The 13,576-nt window shown below is 62.5% G+C and carries 13 protein-coding genes; 6 read left to right on the top strand and 7 right to left on the bottom strand.

Annotated features, from left to right (window positions below):
- Position 1: 1 nt before the first annotated feature.
- From AC1VON_RS28905 to AC1VON_RS28875, 7 genes are all read right to left on the bottom strand, one after another.
- Positions 2–955 carry a dihydroxyacetone kinase subunit DhaK gene (locus tag AC1VON_RS28905; RefSeq protein ID WP_056570756.1) on the bottom strand — a complete coding sequence of 318 codons (954 nt, stop codon included), beginning with the start codon at positions 953–955 and terminating at the stop codon, positions 2–4.
- Positions 956–998: 43 nt separating this feature from the next.
- Positions 999–1,202, bottom strand: coding sequence for a hypothetical protein (locus AC1VON_RS28900; RefSeq protein WP_172349226.1), 204 nt, complete (start codon positions 1,200–1,202; stop codon positions 999–1,001).
- Complete coding sequence (locus AC1VON_RS28895) at positions 1,202–2,308, bottom strand: ABC transporter ATP-binding protein (RefSeq protein ID WP_483125717.1); 1,107 nt, start codon at positions 2,306–2,308, stop codon at positions 1,202–1,204. Before AC1VON_RS28895 ends, AC1VON_RS28900 begins: the two co-directional genes overlap by 1 nt.
- Positions 2,305–3,393 carry an ABC transporter ATP-binding protein gene (locus tag AC1VON_RS28890; RefSeq protein WP_483125716.1) on the bottom strand — a complete coding sequence of 363 codons (1,089 nt, stop codon included), beginning with the start codon at positions 3,391–3,393 and terminating at the stop codon, positions 2,305–2,307. Before AC1VON_RS28890 ends, AC1VON_RS28895 begins: the two co-directional genes overlap by 4 nt.
- Positions 3,393–4,343 (bottom strand): carbohydrate ABC transporter permease, encoded by a 951-nt coding sequence (locus tag AC1VON_RS28885; RefSeq protein ID WP_483125715.1) that lies wholly within the window; start codon positions 4,341–4,343, stop codon positions 3,393–3,395. The genes AC1VON_RS28890 and AC1VON_RS28885 overlap by 1 nt, the downstream gene beginning before the upstream one ends.
- Before the next feature lie 3 nt (positions 4,344–4,346).
- Positions 4,347–5,219: a carbohydrate ABC transporter permease gene (locus AC1VON_RS28880; protein ID WP_172349230.1), complete on the bottom strand. Its 873-nt coding sequence runs from the start codon at positions 5,217–5,219 to the stop codon at positions 4,347–4,349.
- Between the two features lie 103 nt (positions 5,220–5,322).
- Entirely contained in the window at positions 5,323–6,732 is a 1,410-nt protein-coding gene (locus AC1VON_RS28875; RefSeq protein WP_172349231.1) for an ABC transporter substrate-binding protein, read from the bottom strand.
- A gap of 371 nt (positions 6,733–7,103) precedes the next feature.
- Here AC1VON_RS28875 and AC1VON_RS28870 point away from each other — a divergent pair, with 371 nt between their 5' ends.
- The 6 genes from AC1VON_RS28870 to AC1VON_RS28845 all read left to right on the top strand — a co-directional run bounded on the left by AC1VON_RS28870 (position 7,104) and on the right by AC1VON_RS28845 (position 13,570).
- A complete protein-coding gene (locus tag AC1VON_RS28870; protein ID WP_483125714.1) occupies positions 7,104–7,889 on the top strand; it encodes a DeoR/GlpR family DNA-binding transcription regulator in 786 nt (261 codons plus the stop codon).
- Between the two features lie 32 nt (positions 7,890–7,921).
- Positions 7,922–8,719, top strand: coding sequence for a class I fructose-bisphosphate aldolase (locus AC1VON_RS28865; protein ID WP_483125713.1), 798 nt, complete (start codon positions 7,922–7,924; stop codon positions 8,717–8,719).
- A gap of 113 nt (positions 8,720–8,832) precedes the next feature.
- Positions 8,833–9,795 carry a LysR family transcriptional regulator gene (locus AC1VON_RS28860; protein ID WP_483125712.1) on the top strand — a complete coding sequence of 321 codons (963 nt, stop codon included), beginning with the start codon at positions 8,833–8,835 and terminating at the stop codon, positions 9,793–9,795.
- 120 nt (positions 9,796–9,915) lie between these two features.
- Positions 9,916–11,082: a CaiB/BaiF CoA transferase family protein gene (locus tag AC1VON_RS28855; protein WP_172349235.1), complete on the top strand. Its 1,167-nt coding sequence runs from the start codon at positions 9,916–9,918 to the stop codon at positions 11,080–11,082.
- On the top strand, positions 11,079–12,413 hold the full coding sequence (locus tag AC1VON_RS28850) for an MmgE/PrpD family protein (RefSeq protein WP_483125711.1): 1,335 nt from the start codon (positions 11,079–11,081) through the stop codon (positions 12,411–12,413). The genes AC1VON_RS28855 and AC1VON_RS28850 overlap by 4 nt, the downstream gene beginning before the upstream one ends.
- Positions 12,413–13,570, top strand: coding sequence for an acyl-CoA dehydrogenase family protein (locus AC1VON_RS28845; RefSeq protein ID WP_172349237.1), 1,158 nt, complete (start codon positions 12,413–12,415; stop codon positions 13,568–13,570). The genes AC1VON_RS28850 and AC1VON_RS28845 overlap by 1 nt, the downstream gene beginning before the upstream one ends.
- Positions 13,571–13,576: the final 6 nt, after the last annotated feature.

Genomic DNA, 13,576 nt, shown 5'->3' with positions numbered 1-13,576 from the left:
GTTACATCCTTGAATAGCCGAGCGATTCCGCCGGCATGTCGAGATAGTGTTTCAACTCGTCGTCGAGCTTCATCAGCGTCACCGAGAAACCGGCCATTTCCTGCACGGTCAGCCATGTGCCCACATCGGTGCGATGGACCGAGATGCCTTCACGCTCCAGGATCGCACGGATGCGGCGGTTGACGATCAGCATCTCCATCATGGTGGTGGCGCCGAGATTGTTGATCATCAAGGCAACCTCGTCGCCCCTGGCGAACGGCAGATCGGCGAGGATCTTGTCCATGAGCTCGTCGGCGATCGCATCGGCCGATTTCAGCTTCTGGCGCGCGATGCCGGCTTCGCCATGGGCTCCCATGCCGACCTCGATCTCGTCGTCCCCGAGTTCGAAGGTCAGCTTGCCGGTCTCCGGGATCGATCCCGCTGAAACCGCCACGCCCATGCTGCGCACCCAACCCTGCGCCTTGCGCGCGACGCGTTCGACCTCGTCGAGCGTGTCAAGCTCGCTGGCCGCGCCGCCGGCCACCTTGATCATGTAGATGTCGCCCGCGATGCCGCGGCGGTCGTGCATCCGTTCCGGCGGCGCGGCCGCGACATCGTCGCAGACGCGCACGGTGCGGACCTCGATGCCGTCGTCCTCGAGCAGTTCCACGGCCATGTCGAAGTTCATGTTGTCGCCGGCATAGTTGCCGTAGAGAAACAGTACGCCCTTGCCGCGATGCACCGCCTTGGCCGCGGCCGCGATCACATCGGGCGAGGGCGCGGCAAAGACGTTGCCGCAGGCGGCGCCGTCACCCATGTTCTTGCCGACGAAGCCATGGAAAAGCGGCTCATGGCCGGAGCCTCCGCCGATGAGCAGCGCCACCTTGCCGTCCGGGATGTCCTTGCGGATCAGCGCCGGCTTGCCGTCGAGCTTGTAGACACGGCCGTCATTGGCAAGCGCCAGCCCCTCGATCATTTCTGGTACGACGCGCTTGACGTCGTTAAGGATTTTCTTCGGATTAGCCACGGTCTTCCTCCTCGGTTTCCGGCCGCCCGTCGGGCACGTGATCCAGGATCATGAAAAGCACAACCCCGGCAAGCAGCACCGGGAAACCGATGACGAAAAGCCTGTGCGTGAAGGGCTGGCAGAGCATGGCGAAGCCGCCAAGGATCAGCACGCTCGCCAGGCGATAAAACCATTTCTTGCTAAGCAACGGACCCATCAGCGGGAACCCTCCGCCTGCGAGATGCGGCGTCCGCCGGCTGCGTCGAACAGGAAGCCGCGGCCTTCCGGAATGCGGAATGAACAGGCATCGCCCTGCGTGAAGCGCATCGAGAGCGGAACGACCTTGCGGAATGAGCCACCTGATGTTTCGACCTGGATGGCGCGCTCGAAGCCGCGATTGTCCACGGCATAGATCGTGCCCGTGCTGGCGCCGGCGGCATCGGCGGAGCCGACCTCGATGTCCTCCGGCCAGACACCCAGCAGCACCTTGCCGCTCCCGCTGGCGACCGTGCCGAACTCGCCGATCGGGATGCGCTGCCGCGCACCCTTGACGATGACATGGCCGTCCTCGATGCCGGCCTCGAAGAAGGCCATCGAAGGGCTGCCGACCAATCGGCCGACGACGACGTTGGCCGGGAGCCGGTATATGTCCTCTATCGTGCCCGCTTGCTGGATGACGCCGCCGTCGATGATGCCGATCCGGTCGGCGATGGCGATGGCGCCATGATAGTCGTGCGTGGCGTAGAGCATCGTCGAGCGATGCTGGCGGTGGATCTGGCGCAGTTCCGCGCGCAGGCCCTCGCGCAATTTGAGATCGAGCGCCGACAGCGGCTCATCGAGCAGGAACATCACCGGGCGGCGTACAAGCGCGCGGGCGATGGCGACACGTTGACGTTCGCCGCCCGACAGCGTGTCCACGTCGCGATCGAGCAGATGAGAAATGCGCAGCAGTTCCGCGGTGCGGCCGACGCGAAGGCTGATTTCGCCTTCGGATTCGCGGAACGCTGGCGAGCGCAACGCAAAGGCAATGTTGTCCTTTACGTCGAGCACCGGCAGAAGGTTGAAGCCCTCGAACACGATGGCGATGTCGCGGCTGCCCGGGTCGGAGTCGGTCACATCGCGCCCGGCAAGGTCGACGCGCCCGGCATCGAGATCGATCAGGCCGGCGGAGGCGAGCAGCGTCGAGCTCTTGCCGGCTCCGGTCGGTCCGAGGAGCGCGAATATCTCGTTGTCATTGACGGTGAGGTCAAGGTTGCGAAGAGCCGTCTTTCCGCGATAGGACTTCTTCAGTCCCTTCAGTTGGAGCATTGGCCTGGGGGTCATGCCGCGACCTCCGCGTCGACACGCCGGCCGGTGGCGGCATCGAAAAACAGCAGGCCATCGGGATCGAAATGCACGCGCATCACGGAGCCCGATGGCGACCGGCGCTTGTCGACACCCTGGTGGATCGTGTCGCCGATGCGGAACGAGAAGAAGCGTTCGCGGCCGATGGAAAAGACATCGTCCACCGCGATCGCGACGCCGGAGGCCGGATCGTCGGTCAGGTGCACGTTCAGCGGGCGCACGCCGAGCTTCAACGGCCGCTTCGACGACAGAGCCCAGTCGGGAAGTCGGTCGCGCGCCGCGGTCAGCGTGACGTCGCTGTCGCCCAGCCGCAGGCCGCCCTCGACAGGCGCGAGGTCGATGAGGTTCATCGATGGCGAGCCGATGAACTGGCCAGCGAAGATGTCGACCGGTTCGAAGAACATGCGGTCAGGGTTCGAGACCTGGACGATGCGGCTGTTGTTCATGAGCACGATGCGGTCGGCGAGCGACATGGCCTCGCGCTGGTCGTGCGTGACATAGATCGTGGTGACGCCGAGCTGGCGCTGCAGATGCCCGAGCTCCCAGCGCATTTCCTCACGAAACTGCTCGTCGATCGCCGATAGCGGCTCGTCGAGCAGCAGGACGGCCGGATCGCGGATGACGGCACGCGCAAGCGCCACTTTCTGCCTTGCGCCGGGTGGCAGCGCGCCGGGATAGCGGGCAAGCTCGTCGCCGAGCTTGAAGATGTCGGTGACCCAGTCGAGCTTGCGCGCGATCTCGGCCCTCGCGACGCCGCGCGCCTTCAGCGGAAAGACGATGTTTTCCTTGATGCTGAGATGCGGGTAGAGCGATACGAACTGGAACACCATGGCGATGTTGCGCTCGCTGGCGCTCAGATCGTTGACGGCCGTACCGTCGAACAGGACGTCGCCGCTGGTCGCCTTCACCAGGCCCGCGATGCAGCGCAGGGTCGTCGTCTTGCCGCAGCCTGAAGGCCCGAGATAGACGACGAACTCGCCGTTCTTCACGGTCAGGCTGACGTCGTCCACCGCCTTGAAGGCGCCGAACTGGATGCTCAGGTTCCTGAGAGTGATCTCGGCCATCAGTACTTCTCGCCCATCTTGGTCAGGTGCCGGACAAGGATCATCGACAGTCCGATAATGATGACCAGAAGAATGACCGCGAGCGCCGACGCTTCCCCGGTGTAGAAATAGCTGAATGCCGTCTTGGCCACCGAGAAGGATACAGTCTCCGTGCTCGATCCGGGACCGCCGCCCGTCAGCGCGACGAAAAGGTCGTACTGCTTGAAGCTGTCGATCAGGCGCAGGATCAGCGCGATGAACAGCACAGGTGCCGACATCGGCAGCGTGATGCGGAAGAAGCGATAGGCGGGGCTGGCGCCGTCCACCTCGGCCGCCTCGTAGATGGTCTCGGGGATGCCGCGGAAGGCAGCGGTCGCCAGAAGCACGATGAAGGGCGTCCACATCCAGGTGTCGGCGGCGGCCGCCGCCCAGAGCGCCGGGCTGGTCTGGCCGAGCCAGTCGACCTTGCTGAAGCCGACCGACGACACCAGGAAATTGATGACGCCCCACTCCGAATTCAGCATGTAGCGCCACAGGAAGCCCACCACGACCGGGGACAGCATCATCGGCATCATCAGCATGGTGAAGATGACGTCGCGGCCGCGGAAATTCTTCTGCATCTGGTAGCCGACGAAAATGCCGATCAGCATCTGCAGCGTGACGCAGATGAACACGAACTTGCCGGTGAATATGAAGCGGTCCCAGAGATCGGGATCCGAAAGCAGGAACTTGTAGTTGTTGAAGCCGACCGGCTTCATCGTGCCTTGGCGCAAGGCCGAGAAATTGAAGAAGGAATAATAGATCAGCGAGAAGATCGGATAGGCGACCATGAATATCAGGATCGCCAGCGTCGGCGACAGGAAGCCGAAGATCATCATGCGGCCAGAGGAGCGCTTGCGCAGTTGCGTCTGCCTCGCCGCGTGGGCGGCGGCCTGCGTTTCGGGTGCAAGAGGCGTGTTGGTGGCAGTCATGGTCTACCTCCTTCCCAGCACGCCGAAGGTCATCCCCATCAGCAGATGTTTGCGGATGAGATAAAAGAAGATCAGCACGGGAATGATGAGGACGACGCCGGCCGCGCATATCTGCGTCCACTCGATGCCGGTTGCGCCGGAAGCGGCCGAAATCTTGACGGGCAGGGTCTTGGCCTGGGTGGTCGTCAGAATGGATGCGAAGGCGAACTCGTTCCAGGCGAAGATGAAGCAGAAGCCGGCGGTGGCGGCGATGCCGCCCTTCACCATTGGCAGCACCAGTTTGAGGAATGCGTACATGCGCGTGTAACCGTTGACGATGGCGATCTGCTCGACCTCCTTCGGCACGCCGTCGAAGAAGCCCTTCATGATCCAGGTGGCCAGACCGACATTGGCGAAGATCGAGACGAGAACCAGACCGATACGCGTGTCGGCGAGCCCGAGCCGCGCGAACATCAGATGATAGAAGACGAGAACGGCGACCGGCGGCAGCATGCGGGTCGACAGGACGAAGAACATGAAGTCGCCCTTGCCGACGAAATTGAAGCGCGAGCAGACATAGCCGGCCAGCGTCCCGAAGAAGACGGCGAGAGACGTGCCGGCGACAGAGACGATGATGCTGTTGATCAAAGAGTCGAGGACTCCGACCGCCGAAGCGCTGTCCTTGGCCGCACCGATGCCGAAGACCGCCTGGTAGCCGCTGAAGTCCGGCGTGAAGAAGAGTTTCGGCGGCATGGTGAAGAAATCCATGCGGCTCTTGAACGAAGACAAAAGCAGCCAGAAGATCGGGCCGACATTGTAGACCGTGTAGATGGCGAGCAATCCCAGCACAAGCCATCTGCCGGCGAGGTCCATCGTCGATGTCTTGGAATGCGTCATGACGACCTGTCTTTGAGCCGGCGCGGTGCGGGCTCTGCTGCCTGGGACGGGGATGAGAAAGGGCACGCGGAAGACGCTCCGCGTGCCCTTCGGGTCAAGGCGGTTATTCGACGGGAACGACCGCGTCCACGCCAACCGGCGATATGACCTCGTCCGGCACTTCCGGGGTCTTGTCGCCACGCTTGATTTCGTATCCGGCGCGTTGGAGCGTGCGCTCGTTCTTTTCCGCGGCGTCCGAAAGGGCCTGCTGCACCGTCTTGGCGCCGGTGGCGGCGTTTGAGATCTCCTGCTGCAACTCGTCGAGCAGCACCGGATATTCAGGCAGGTGCCAATAGTCGTTCAGATATTGCAACGCGGTGGAGAACTGCCGGTTGTAGGAATTCAACCCCTGCCAATCCGGGCTTTCCAGCACCTGCTTCAGGCCGGTCTGGCAGACGGCGGCATAGCGCTTCTGCTGCTCGGGCTGAAAATACCATTCCATGAACTTGGTCAGCTCGGGCAGTTTCTTGGAGTACTTGTTGATGCCCATGCCCTGGCCGCCGACCGAGAACTGGCGACGGAACTTCTTGTCGCGGCCGATGGCGCCCGGCAGAACCCCAAATGCGATCTTGTCGGCGAATTTGCTGACCTTGGGATCGACATTGGACCCGTTGAAATAGAACCACTGCATCGCCATGGCGACCTGGCCTTGCTGGATCGCGGTGTTGACCTCGTCGAAGCCCCAGTTGGTCGATCCGGGCGGACCATACTTGAACATATCGACATAGGCCTGCACCCCATCCACCGAAGCCGGCGAGTCGAGATAGCCCTTCACTTCCATCGTTTCCGGATTGTAGAGCTCGCCGCCGAACGACCAGAGGAAGGAGTTGGAAGCCGTGGTCGCGAAGTCGTAGTCGCGGCCGCCCATCTGGCCCCAGCCATAGAGCCCCTGGTCGGGACGCGTGAAGAACTCGGCCACCTGCTTGGCGTCCTGATAGGTCTGCGGCACCACCAGGTCCCTGCCGTACTTGGCCTTGAAGGCTTCCTTCTCCTTGGGATCCTCGAACAGGTCCTTGCGGTAGGTCAGGCCATAGGCATCCTGGTTGGCCGGCAGGCCGAAGAACTGCCCGGAGCCATCCGGATACTCGCCATAACGCGAGAGCGAAGCCGCCGGGAAGATGTCGGCCTTCAGGTAGGTCGACTTTTCGAAGATGTCGTTGAGCTTGACGGCATGCTGGGCGAACTCGGCGGTGGATTGGCTGTCCCACATTGCGAAGTCGAAAGCGTCGCCCTGGATGGCGAATTCGGACGCGATCTTGTCGTGCCACTGCGGGCCATAGGGGACAAGCGCGGGCACGATCCTTACCGATTTGTCCGGGTAATCCTTGGCGATGGTCGTCAGCGCGTCGGCGCAAGTGCCTGCGTGCCAGACGAAAGTCAGATCGGTGGCGCGGGCAGAACCCGCGGTTGCAGCGAGCGCGGCTGCAAGCGCTGCGGCTGACGTCAACAGACGCGTGCGCATGGCCATGTTCATGTTCTCCTCCACTTGTCAGTTCAAGGGGGCAATGGTCGGACCCGACCCTCTCCTACCCCTATCCGAAGCCTATGCACGGGCGTTATAAATATCAATAGAAAAGTTACAAACAGTGCTTTTTGATGTTAAATATGGTTGCGCGGTTTGCACGAAACATTTGCTAACACGCCCCATTCCTGGCTCGTGCTGCACTGCAAAAAACCATTTAAATCCATGATTTTGAGATGCTTCGCGCTGAGACCACGGAATCCGGATGTTTTCTCGCGGCGCAGTGCAGCATCGAAATTTTGATATCTTAACATTTTTCTCTGGCATGGTTTGTCAATGATGTTAAAACAGGCAAGGGGCAAATCGCCGGAGGGACAAGCAGCTTGGAATCCGAAGAGGCGCAACATTTGTCGAAGGCGGACCATCGCCGTTCGGAAATCATCCGCATTCTGATGGAAAGCGGAACGGCGCAGATCAAGGACCTTGCCGTCCTGCTCGACGTATCGCTGATGACCATCCACCGCGATCTCAACGATCTGCATGACCAGGGGCTGGTGCGACGTATTCGTGGCGCCGTCTCGGTGGAGAAGTCGATGCTGTTCGAGAGCAGCTACCTCTACCGGGCGCGCCAGCACGTGGAGGAGAAGCGCCGGCTGGCGCGTGCCGCGGCCGCCCATATCGAACCCGGCAACGCCATCGTCTGGGACGACAGTTCGACCACCTTCCATGTCTGCGATTTCATCGAGCAGGTGACGCCGATAACCGTCATCACCAATGCACTACCCGTGATGGAGCGGCTGCGCGACAAACAGGACGTCGAACTGATCGGACTGGGCGGCAAATACCACCGGGTCTACAACGGCTTTTTCGGCATAGCCTGCGAAAGGGCGATCCGCTCCTACCACGTCGATGTGGCGTTGATGTCGACGACCACCATCCAGGGCATGTCCCTCTATACCCAGGACGAACAGGTCGTGCGCTCCAAGCAGGCCATGATGGAGATCGCGCGCAAGAAAATTCTTCTTGTCGACGAGAGCAAATTCCACTTCTCGGCACTCAATTACGTGGCCGAACTCACGGCATTCGACGTGGTCCTGGTTTCGCAATCGGTGGACCGCGACATCGTGCAGAACATGAAGGAAGCGGGCGTCAGGCTGGAACTTGTCTGACTGGCCGCATCCCACCCAAAGGAACGAAAGAAATGTCCGAAATCGGTAAGGCACGCCGGCTTGCCCGGTTGCTCAACAAGAATTCGGGACGAATGCTCTGTGTTCCGCTCGACCACGGCATGCAGGTCGGACCGATCGCCGGTATCACGGATCCCGCGCCTTTGATCGACATGGTGGCGGAGGCAGGGGTCGACGCGGTCATCGTCAATCCCGGCATGCTCTTGCGCCATGGCCGCCGCCTGGCAGGCGGGCCCGCCGTGATCCTGCGCCTCGACCAGACGACCATGTGGCGCCACGGGACGCCGACAGGGTATCCGGACACGCACAGTCGTCTCGTCGCGACGGTGGAGGAAGCCGTGCAAATGGGCGCCGAAGCGGTGATCACCTACCTGTTCACCTGCAACAACCGCCCGGAAGAGGAAACGAAATCGTTCGAAACCGCCGGCATTGTCGCTTCCGAATGCCGGAAATGGGGTGTCGTGCACGTCATCGAGGCGATGGCGGCAAAGGGTGGCTTCGCGCGCGCTGACGACCCGGCCGTGGTGGCGATGAACTGCCGCATGGCAGGCGAACTCGGCGCCGACATGATCAAGACCGACTGGTGCGAACCAGAGCGCTTCGCCGACATTGCCAGGCAATCGCTGGCGCCCATCGCCGTCGCGGGCGGTCCGGCCTTGGCCACCCTGGCGGGTACGCTGCAGTTCGCAAAGGACACGATCAGCGCCGGCGCGACCGGCCTGATGTTCGGACGCAACGTGTTCCAGCAGGCGGATGTCGCGGCAACTCTGGCGAGATTGGCGGACGTGGTTCATGATCGCTCGGAATTCTAGGGCGATCCTTGCGCGATGCCGTCGGGGCCGGGGTAGACGGAGGGCCGGTTTTTGCCGTTGCCTCAATAACAAAATGTTATACGGTGGTCCTGCATCAAGCGTAGGGAGCCGGTTTGGACCTTCGTCAGCTTAGATATTTTTCCCAGGTCGTGGAGAGCGGCTCGTTTTCCAAGGCCGCGACGCAGCTGCACGTGGCGCAGCCGGCGTTGAGCCAGCATGTCCGGCACATGGAAGAGGAGCTTGGCCTCTCTCTTCTGCATCGCGGGCCGCATGGGGTCAGCGCGACGGAAGCCGGCGCGCGGCTCATGGTGCACGCCAAGCGCATTCTTGCCGAATTCGCCGAAATCACCGACAGCGTCAGGGGCGCCGCCATCGCCCCCCGTGGCGAGGTGCGCTTCGGATTGCCGGGTACAGTCAGCGAGCTGCTCGCGGCGCCGCTGATCGAGGCCGCCCGCGAGCGCTTCCCCGAGGTTCGTATCCGCGTTGTGGAGGCGATGAGCGGCTACATCCTGGAATGGCTGAAACGCGGGGAAGTCGACCTTGCGATGATCTACGCGACGTCGGATCCCCGGGGACTCGCGGTACATCATGGGCTGTCCGAGGAGATCTGTCTCTTTGCCAGCCCGTCGATGCCCGGGTCGGACGCCTTTCGGGGCTCCTCCGTGGAGCTTCGCGACGTCGCCGGATTGCCGCTTGTCGTACCAGGCCCCGGGCACGGCCTGCGGGAACTGATCGAAGCCGTGGCGACATCGGTCCAGGCCGTCATCAACCCGGCGATTGAAATCGACTCCTACACCCAGATCAAGAGATTGGTGACGCGCGGAATCGGTTATGGGATCTTGCCGAGGATGGCGATCAACGCGGAGGCCCAGGCCGGACTGTGCCGGGCGTGGAGTTTCAAGAACCCTCCGATTACCCGGAAAGTGTATCTGGCTTACTCGACGGAACGCCCCTTGCAAACCGCACCCCGTGCCGTCGGGCAGTTATCGTGGGAAATCCTTCGCCAACTGGTCAAGGACCAGATCTGGAGCGCCGAGCTGTCCGACGAAAATCAGCGCCCCGACCTCTTTGGCTAGCGTGTTGCGGGCGGGCGGACGACTGTACCGTTTCGCTATACCTCCCATTACAAAACGCTATTTGACGCAGTGGCCCCTTCCGGTGCGATGGTGTCGGAAAAGCAGGACAGGGAGCATGCCATGCCCGGCGCGCTGGAGGGAACGACCGTCATTTCGCTGGAGCAAGCCGTGGCCGCGCCCCTGGCGACGTCGCGGTTGGCCGACGCGGGCGCACGTGTCATCAAGCTCGAACGTCCCGAGGGTGACTTCGCGCGAGGGTATGACGACTACGTTGACGGCCTCTCCAGCTATTTCATCTGGAACAACCGCGGCAAGCAATCCTGCACCGTCGATCTGAAGCGGCCTGATGATCTCGCACTGGTCGAGTCCATGCTTGCCTCAGCCGATGTGTTCGTGCAGAACCTTGCGCCTGCCGCGACCGACAGGCTGGGCATCGGCAGCGCCGATCTCAGGAAGCGGTTTCCCAGGTTGATCGTGTGTGACATTGGCGGCTATGCGCCGGGAACACCCGACCATGATCGCAAAGCCTACGATCTGCTGATCCAGGCTGAAGCGGGTTTGGCAGGAGTGACGGGATCCGCTTCGTCGGGCCCGACCCGCGTCGGCATATCGATATCCGACATCGCCACCGGGCAGGGGGCCTACGCCGCTATCCTTGAAGCGCTGATCGTGCGCGCCCGAACGGGGGAAGGGGCTCACCTGCAGGTTTCGCTATTCGACACGCTCGCCGAATACATGAACGTGCCCTATCTGGCGCGGCGCTACGGCGGCAAGGAGCCGCGACGGCTCGGCCTCGCCCATCCCTCGATCGCGCCCTATGGGCTGTTCAGGGTGAGCGACGGCGAAATCCTGATCGCCGTCCAGAATGAGCGCGAATGGGCCGTGTTCTGCGACAGTGTCCTGCGCCAGCCATCGATCGCAACGGACCCAAGGTTCGAACGCAACGTCCTGCGCATCAAGAACCGCGAGACGCTGGACGCATGCGTACAGGCGCTTCTGGCGACCTATACCATGGCTACGTTATGCGAACTGCTGGACCAGGTGCGCATCGCATATGGGCGTGTCTCAACCATGGCGGATCTGGCGGTGCACCGCAGCGCGACCAAAGTCCCGGTCGAGACATCGGTGGGGCCGGTCGAGCTTTTTGCCCCGCCTGTCACGGTCAACGGCAGGCGGCCGGTGCTTGGCAGGGTGCCGACGCTTGGCGAGCACGACCTGGCCTTGCGGCAGGAGTTCGGCACTGCCGGCAGGGTGGATGCCAAACGGATAGGAAATACAGCGCCATGAGCTTGACCCGTAACCTGACCCGCCTGATCCGCGAAAAGCCGGTAACCGCACGCGACCTCGAATGGGCGTCGCTGTTCGTCCTTGATACGCTTGCCTGCGCCCTTGGCGCGCTGCCGACCGAGCCGGCCCGCATGCTCAGGACGGTCGCGCCGCCGACGCAAGCGGACACCGCCCGCAAGGCGTTTTATCTGGGCGGTCTGTCCCATATCCTGGAGATGGACGATCTGCACCGGGATTCGGTGACCCATCCGGGCAGTGTCGTCATTCCCGCGGCCTGGGCGGTGGCTCATGACCTCGATCTTGGTGGCGAAGCTTTTCTCAGGGCAGTTCTCGCGGGGTATGAAGCCTGTTGCCGAATAGGCATGTCCGTAGGCAAGAAGCATTACCGGGTCTGGCACAATACCTCGACCTGCGGTCCGTTCGGCGCCGCTTTTGCCGCGGCTGAACTCATTGGCCTCGACGACACCAAGACCGTGTGGGCGCTCGGCAATGCGGGCACGCAGTCGTCAGGGCTCTGGGAATTCCTCGCCGAAGGGGCCATGAGCAAGCATCTCCACACCGCCAGAGCCGCGGAATCAGGCCTTCTCGCGTCATTCCTGGCCAAGGAGGGATTCACCGGCGCGGAGAATATCCTCGAAGGTGAAAAGGGGTTTTACGCCGGCCTCTGTCCGGACCCGATCCCGGAGGCCGTGACAAGCGGACCCGAGCGCCCGTGGCAGCTGATCAACACCTCGATCAAGCCCTGGCCTTGCTGCCGGCATACCCACCCCGCGATCGACGGCGCAATCGCCTTGCATCACGAGATCGCCGGCGAGGCCATCGCACAGGTTCACGTCGGAACGTATCGTGCCGCCCTCGACGTGTGCGACCGCCCGACCCCGGAAGATCCATACAGCGCCAAATTCTCGCTGCAGCATACGGTCGCGATAGCCTTGGCGGACGGCCGCGTCGACCAGGCCAGCTTCGATGTCGATGCACGGCAACGGATGGTCGGCGAACGCGGCAAGGTCAAGGTCGAACTCGCGCCCGGGATTGAAGCGGCCTATCCCAGGTCATGGGGAGCCGAGATCGTGGTGGAGACCGCTTCCGGGAGGCGCCTTTCGGCCACGCGCCACGATGCCAAGGGCGATCCCGACAATCCGGTGACGACCGCCGAACTGTCTCGGAAAGCCCGCGCGCAACTTGTCGAAGGCGGCTGTTCGGAAGGCCGTGCCGACGACCTGATCAGGGCGATCCTTGGCCTGCCCGATAACCGTCCCGTGCGCTCGCTGGGATTGTTTGAAATAGCTGGCGATGCGCGTGCCGCGGTCCGCGCCGCACGGAGTGCTTGATGTTCAAGGACTTTGACAATGAAGACATCCGCGACGCCGTGCGTCGGCTCTGCGAGCAATTTCCGGGCGAATACTGGCGCAAGCTCGACGCGGACCGCGCCTACCCGGTGGATTTCGTCAACGCGCTGACGGAGGCTGGTTATCTCGCGACCTTGATCCCCGAGGAATATGGCGGGTCCGGCTTGACGCTGTCGGCCGCGGCCGCCGTGCTCGAGGAGATCCAGCGAGCCGGGTGCAACGGTGCCGCATGCCATGCGCAGATGTATGTCATGGGGACAGTCCTGCGGCATGGCAATGCGTCTCAAAAGGAGCGGTATCTTCCGAAGATCGCCTCCGGCGAATTGAGACTGCAGGCGTTCGGCGTCACCGAGCCGACCAGCGGCACGGACACGACTTCGATCCGGACCTTCGCCCGCAAGGAGGGCGATCATTACGTCGTCAACGGCCAGAAGATCTGGACAAGCCGAGCGGAATATTCCGACCTCATGCTCCTGCTCGCGCGGACCACTCCAAAGGACCAGGTGGCCAAACGAACCGACGGCCTTTCAGTGTTCATCCTGGACATGCGGGCGGCGCTTCAAGAGGGGCTGTCGATCCGGCCGATCCGGACGATGATGAACCACTCCACGACCGAGGTCTTTTTCGACAATGTCAAAGTCCCCGCCGAGAATCTGGTCGGAGAAGAGGGCAAGGGCTTCCGCTACATTCTGTCCGGGATGAATGCCGAGCGGATCCTGATCGCCGCCGAGTGCGTTGGCGACGCCAAGTGGCTGATCAACAAGGCTTCCACTTACGCCAGTGACCGCAACGTCTTTGGCCGGGCCATCGGCGCCAACCAGGGCATCCAGTTTCCCATCGCCAAGGCCTATGCCAACATGCGCGCGGCCGAACTCATGGTCCGCGAGGCGACGCGGCTCTATGAAGCGGGCCTCGACTGTGGTGCCGAGGCCAACATGGCCAAGATGCTCGCAGCGGATGCTTCGAATGAAGCCGCCAACGCATGTGTCCAGACCCATGGCGGTTTCGGTTTCGCCGAAGAGTACGATGTCGAGCGCAAGTTCCGCGAAACCCGGCTTTACCAGGTCGCGCCGATCTCGACGAACCTCATCCTGTCCTACCTTTCCGAGCATGTGCTCGGAATGCCACGTTCCTATTGACGGGCG

The organism is Mesorhizobium sp. HAY1-8B (genome assembly GCF_056868045.1).
The sequence above is the reverse complement of the archived record's forward strand: the minus strand, read 5'-3'. Positions and strand labels throughout refer to the sequence as shown.

Coding starts and splice junctions, on each gene's coding strand:
- AC1VON_RS28905 (WP_056570756.1), bottom strand. CDS start 955: ATGATCGAGGGGCTGGCGCTTGCCAATGACGGCCGTGTCTACAAGCTC.
- AC1VON_RS28900 (WP_172349226.1), bottom strand. CDS start 1,202: ATGGGTCCGTTGCTTAGCAAGAAATGGTTTTATCGCCTGGCGAGCGTG.
- AC1VON_RS28895 (WP_483125717.1), bottom strand. CDS start 2,308: ATGACCCCCAGGCCAATGCTCCAACTGAAGGGACTGAAGAAGTCCTAT.
- AC1VON_RS28890 (WP_483125716.1), bottom strand. CDS start 3,393: ATGGCCGAGATCACTCTCAGGAACCTGAGCATCCAGTTCGGCGCCTTC.
- AC1VON_RS28885 (WP_483125715.1), bottom strand. CDS start 4,343: ATGACTGCCACCAACACGCCTCTTGCACCCGAAACGCAGGCCGCCGCC.
- AC1VON_RS28880 (WP_172349230.1), bottom strand. CDS start 5,219: ATGACGCATTCCAAGACATCGACGATGGACCTCGCCGGCAGATGGCTT.
- AC1VON_RS28875 (WP_172349231.1), bottom strand. CDS start 6,732: ATGAACATGGCCATGCGCACGCGTCTGTTGACGTCAGCCGCAGCGCTT.
- AC1VON_RS28865 (WP_483125713.1), top strand. CDS start 7,922: ATGTCCGAAATCGGTAAGGCACGCCGGCTTGCCCGGTTGCTCAACAAG.
- AC1VON_RS28855 (WP_172349235.1), top strand. CDS start 9,916: ATGCCCGGCGCGCTGGAGGGAACGACCGTCATTTCGCTGGAGCAAGCC.
- AC1VON_RS28850 (WP_483125711.1), top strand. CDS start 11,079: ATGAGCTTGACCCGTAACCTGACCCGCCTGATCCGCGAAAAGCCGGTA.
- AC1VON_RS28845 (WP_172349237.1), top strand. CDS start 12,413: ATGTTCAAGGACTTTGACAATGAAGACATCCGCGACGCCGTGCGTCGG.